Genomic DNA, 4,535 nt, shown 5'->3' with positions numbered 1-4,535 from the left:
TTATGCTTTTTCTTCCAAATTTGATACAAAATTGGGGCATATTCTTGAACCCAACGGTAGACCGTTGAATGATGAACGTTTACACCACGTTCCCTTAATATTTCAGATATATCACGATAACTCAATGTATATCTTAGATAGTAGCCAACGGCTACAGTGATAATATCCTTGTTAAATTGTTTATATCTGAAATAGTTCATACAGAAGACTCCTTTTTGTTAAAATTATACTATAAATTCAACTTTGCAACAGAACCGTATATTTTATATAGAGCATTCTCACTAAAAAAATTACACATATCGTGAGCAATGAACTGATTATACTTAACATTAAAAAAGATGATAACACCTTCTACACCTCCATATCACAAAAATTATAACATTATTTTGACATAAATACTACATTTGTAATATATTACAAATGTAGTCTTATATAAGGAGGATATTGATGAAAAAGATAAAAATTGTTCCACTTATTTTAATAGTTGTAGTTGTCGGGTTTGGTATATATTTTTATGCTTCAAAAGATAAAGAAATTAATAATACTATTGATGCAATTGAAGATAAAAATTTCAAACAAGTTTATAAAGATAGCAGTTATATTTCTAAAAGCGATAATGGTGAAGTAGAAATGACTGAACGTCCGATAAAAATATATAATAGTTTAGGCGTTAAAGATATAAACATTCAGGATCGTAAAATAAAAAAAGTATCTAAAAATAAAAAACGAGTAGATGCTCAATATAAAATTAAAACAAACTACGGTAACATTGATCGCAACGTTCAATTTAATTTTGTTAAAGAAGATGGTATGTGGAAGTTAGATTGGGATCATAGCGTCATTATTCCAGGAATGCAGAAAGACCAAAGCATACATATTGAAAATTTAAAATCAGAACGTGGTAAAATTTTAGACCGAAACAATGTGGAATTGGCCAATACAGGAACAGCATATGAGATAGGCATCGTTCCAAAGAATGTATCTAAAAAAGATTATAAAGCAATCGCTAAAGAACTAAGTATTTCTGAAGACTATATCAAACAACAAATGGATCAAAATTGGGTACAAGATGATACCTTCGTTCCACTTAAAACCGTTAAAAAAATGGATGAATATTTAAGAGATTTCGCAAAAAAATTTCATCTTACAACTAATGAAACAGAAAGTCGTAACTATCCTCTAGGAAAAGCGACTTCACATCTATTAGGTTATGTTGGTCCCATTAACTCTGAAGAATTAAAACAAAAAGAATATAAAGGCTATAAAGATGATGCAGTTATTGGTAAAAAGGGACTCGAAAAACTTTACGATAAAAAGCTCCAACATGAAGATGGCTATCGTGTCACAATCGTTGACGATAATAGCAATACAATCGCACATACATTAATAGAGAAAAAGAAAAAAGATGGCAAAGATATTCAACTAACTATTGATGCTAAAGTTCAAAAGAGTATTTATAACAACATGAAAAATGATTATGGCTCAGGTACTGCTATCCACCCTCAAACAGGTGAATTATTAGCACTTGTAAGCACACCTTCATATGACGTCTATCCATTTATGTATGGCATGAGTAACGAAGAATATAATAAATTAACCGAAGATAAAAAAGAACCTCTGCTCAACAAGTTCCAGATTACAACTTCACCAGGTTCAACTCAAAAAATATTAACAGCAATGATTGGGTTAAATAACAAAACATTAGACGATAAAACAAGTTATAAAATCGATGGTAAAGGTTGGCAAAAAGATAAATCTTGGGGTGGTTACAACGTTACAAGATATGAAGTGGTAAATGGTAATATCGACTTAAAACAAGCAATAGAATCATCAGATAACATTTTCTTTGCTAGAGTAGCACTCGAATTAGGCAGTAAGAAATTTGAAAAAGGCATGAAAAAACTAGGTGTTGGTGAAGATATACCAAGTGATTATCCATTTTATAATGCTCAAATTTCAAACAAAAATTTAGATAATGAAATATTATTAGCTGATTCAGGTTACGGACAAGGTGAAATACTGATTAACCCAGTACAGATCCTTTCAATCTATAGCGCATTAGAAAATAATGGCAATATTAACGCACCTCACTTATTAAAAGACACGAAAAACAAAGTTTGGAAGAAAAATATTATTTCCAAAGAAAATATCAATCTATTAACTGATGGTATGCAACAAGTCGTAAATAAAACACATAAAGAAGATATTTATAGATCTTATGCAAACTTAATTGGCAAATCCGGTACTGCAGAACTCAAAATGAAACAAGGAGAAACTGGCAGACAAATTGGGTGGTTTATATCATATGATAAAGATAATCCAAACATGATGATGGCTATTAATGTTAAAGATGTACAAGATAAAGGAATGGCTAGCTACAATGCCAAAATCTCAGGTAAAGTGTATGATGAGCTATATGAGAACGGTAATAAAAAATACGATATAGATGAATAACAAAACAGTGAAGCAATCCGTAACGATGGTTGCTTCACTGTTTTATTATGAATTATTAATAAGTGCTGTTACTTCTCCCTTAAATACAATTTCTTCATTTTCATTGTATGTTGAAAGTGACACTGTAACGAGTCCATTTTCTTTTTTTATGGATTTCTTATTTGTAATTTCAGCGATAACGTACAATGTATTACCTGGGTATACAGGTTTAATAAATTTAACGTTATTCATTTGTGTTCCTGCTACAACTTCTTCTCCGTATTTACCTTCTTCTACCCATAATTTAAATGATATTGAAAGTGTATGCATGCCAGATGCAATGATACCTTTAAATCTACTTTGTTCTGCTTTTTCTTTATCTATATGCATATATTGAGGATCAAAAGTTGTTGCAAATTGGATAATTTCTTCTTCTGTAATATGAAGGCTTTTTGTTTTGAATGTTTCTCCTACTATAAAATCATCGTATTTCATATATGTCTCTCTTTCTTATTCAAATTAATTTTTTAGTATGTAACATGTTAAAGGTAAGTCTACCGTCACTGAAACGTAAGACTCACCTCTAACTTTCTATTGAGACAAATGCACCATTTTATCTGCATTGTCTGTAAAGATACCATCAACTCCCCAATTAGCAAGTTGGTTTGCACGTGCTGGTTTGTTTACAGTCCATACGTTCAATTCATAACCCGCTTCTTTTACCATTTTTACTTTTGCTTTAGTAAGTTTGGCATCTTCAGTGTTTACTATTTTAGCATTACAGTAATCTAAAAGTGTTCTCCAGTCTTCACGAAACGAAGTTGTATGGAATATAACTGCTCTGTTATATTGTGGCATGATTTCTTCTGCAAGTTTAACAAGCACAACATTAAAGCTTGAAATGAGCACTTCTTGATTCTGATTTAAGTTTGTTAATTGTTCTTCCACTTGCTTAACCATACTTTTAGAAAGTGCTAGTCCATTCGGTCCAGTAATACCTTTTAATTCTACATTTAAATTCATATTATATTCATTTGCTATTTTTACTACATCATCGAAAGTTGGCAAATGTTCATCTTTGAATTTTTCACCAAACCAAGATCCTGCAGAAGCATCTTTAATTTCATCATAATTCAATTCAGTTATTTCCCCGGACATATTTGTAGTCCGTTCTAAATAATCATCATGAATGATAATCAGTTGTTCATCTTTTGTAATTGCAACATCTAACTCCAACCAGTTTATACCTTCTACTTCTGAAGCAGCTTTAAATGATGCAATTGTATTTTCCGGAGCTTTACTAGGTAATCCTCTATGTCCATATACAGTTAGCATATTACCTCTCCTTGCATTTTTATTTTTTTAATTAACGTAACTGTATTATCACATTAATCGCACTTTTATTTCCATTAAAAAGAGATGAATATCATAAATAAAGAAGTCGATAGATTCGTATTGATTATGGAGTTAATCTACGTCTCATCTCATTTTTAAAAAATCATTTATGTCCCAAGCTCCATTTTGTAATCAAGTCTAGTTTTTCTGTACCCCTTATCTGCAATTTTACTTAGGATTGCTTTTAACTTACCTCTTATCTGCAATTTTACTTAGGATTGCTTTTAACTTACCCCTTATCAGCAATTTTGCATGGAATTGCTTTTAACGCACCTCTTATCTGCAATTTTACTTAGAACTGCTTTTAACGTACCTCTTATCTGCAATTTTACTGAGAACTGCTTTTAACAAACCTCTTATCTGCAATTTTACTTAGAATTGCTTTTACTATTCCTCTTATTAGTATAATCTCAGTAAGAATGCGTATAAAAATGAAAATTACAACCGATTTTGTAAGTGCTGACGCCTGAGGGAATAGTATGTGCGAGAGACTAATGGCTCGAGCCATACCCCTAGGCAAGCATGCACGTACAAAATCGTAAGATAAAAAAATAAGCATATCACTGTAAACTTTAAAAAATCAGTTTAGTGATATGCTTATTTATTTCGAGTTAGGATTTATGTCCCAAGCTCATCAAGCACAATCGGCCACTAGTTTATTTCTCTATCTTATATGTTCTGATATGGTCTTCTATACTGTATAAGTA

3 protein-coding genes and 2 pseudogenes are annotated in these 4,535 nt (G+C 31.1%); 1 reads left to right on the top strand and 4 read right to left on the bottom strand.

From position 1 onward, the window contains the following. Both IDG66_RS11900 and IDG66_RS14285 read right to left on the bottom strand, forming a co-directional pair. Positions 1-200, bottom strand: a pseudogene (locus IDG66_RS11900) (IS6 family transposase); the annotation flags it as partial. Positions 201-240: 40 nt separating this feature from the next. Further along, positions 241-348 (bottom strand): annotated as a pseudogene (locus tag IDG66_RS14285) (beta-lactam sensor/signal transducer MecR1); the annotation flags it as partial. Between the two features lie 96 nt (positions 349-444). On the opposite strand from IDG66_RS14285, the gene mecA reads away from it, so the two are divergent. Next, the gene (mecA, locus tag IDG66_RS11890; RefSeq protein WP_063852638.1) at positions 445-2,454 is read left to right on the top strand and encodes a PBP2a family beta-lactam-resistant peptidoglycan transpeptidase MecA; all 2,010 of its coding nucleotides are present in this window, start codon (positions 445-447) and stop codon (positions 2,452-2,454) included. 45 nt (positions 2,455-2,499) lie between these two features. On the opposite strand, the gene IDG66_RS11885 is transcribed toward mecA, so the two are convergent. Together IDG66_RS11885 and IDG66_RS11880 are read right to left on the bottom strand one after the other, a co-directional pair. Continuing rightward, positions 2,500-2,928, bottom strand: coding sequence for a MaoC family dehydratase (locus IDG66_RS11885; RefSeq protein ID WP_000872606.1), 429 nt, complete (start codon positions 2,926-2,928; stop codon positions 2,500-2,502). A 96-nt stretch (positions 2,929-3,024) separates the two neighbouring features. Further along, positions 3,025-3,768 (bottom strand): glycerophosphoryl diester phosphodiesterase, encoded by a 744-nt coding sequence (locus IDG66_RS11880; RefSeq protein ID WP_000958858.1) that lies wholly within the window; start codon positions 3,766-3,768, stop codon positions 3,025-3,027. Positions 3,769-4,535 lie beyond the last annotated feature (767 nt).

The organism is Staphylococcus sp. EG-SA-18 (genome assembly GCF_017151825.1).
Classification (GTDB): Bacteria; Bacillota; Bacilli; order Staphylococcales; family Staphylococcaceae; genus Staphylococcus; species Staphylococcus aureus.
Note: the sequence above shows the minus strand (reverse complement) of the source record. Positions and strands in the feature narration are given on the sequence as shown.